This window comes from Ruegeria sp. CK1, assembly GCF_056536545.1.
The window spans coordinates 1-716 of the sequence record NZ_JBQFPX010000030.1; the positions used below are offsets into that span (position 1 = coordinate 1).

1 protein-coding gene is annotated in these 716 nt (G+C 62.0%); it reads left to right on the forward strand.

What is annotated here, in order from left to right; genetic code table 11:
- A partial coding sequence (locus tag ACR0L3_RS20635; RefSeq protein WP_480747669.1) for a serine hydroxymethyltransferase occupies window positions 1–716 on the forward strand: 716 nt, incomplete at both ends.

The window sequence follows — 716 nt, forward strand, 5'->3', positions numbered from 1 at the left end:
GGTGGTCACCTGACCCACGGCGCGCGGCCTAACCAGTCGGGCAAGTGGTTCAACGCGGTGCAGTACGGCGTCCGCAAGGAAGACAACATGCTGGACTACGATCAGGTCGAGGCGCTGGCGAAAGAACACCAGCCCAAGCTGATCATCGCTGGCGGCTCGGCCATCCCGCGCCAGATCGACTTTGCCCGCATGCGCGAGATCGCCGATATGGTCGGCGCTTATCTGCACGTGGATATGGCCCACTTTGCCGGTCTGGTCGCGGCCGGTGAGCACCCCAGTCCCTTCCCGCATGCGCATGTGGCGACCACGACCACCCACAAAACCCTGCGCGGTCCGCGTGGTGGTATGATCCTGACCAATGATGAAGATATCGCTAAGAAAGTGAACTCGGCAATCTTCCCCGGCATTCAGGGCGGCCCGCTGATGCATGTGATCGCGGCCAAGGCCGTGGCCTTTGGCGAGGCGCTGCAGCCTGCCTTCAAGGACTATATCAAGCAGGTTGTGGTGAACGCACAGGCGCTGTCGGATCAGCTGATCAAGGGCGGATTGGACACCGTGACCCACGGCACCGACACCCATGTGGTGCTGGTCGACCTGCGCCCCAAAGGCGTCAAGGGCAACGCCACTGAAAAGGCTCTGGGCCGCGCGCATATCACCTGCAACAAGAACGGCGTGCCGTTTGATCCGGAAAAACCGACCATCACCAGCGGTATCCG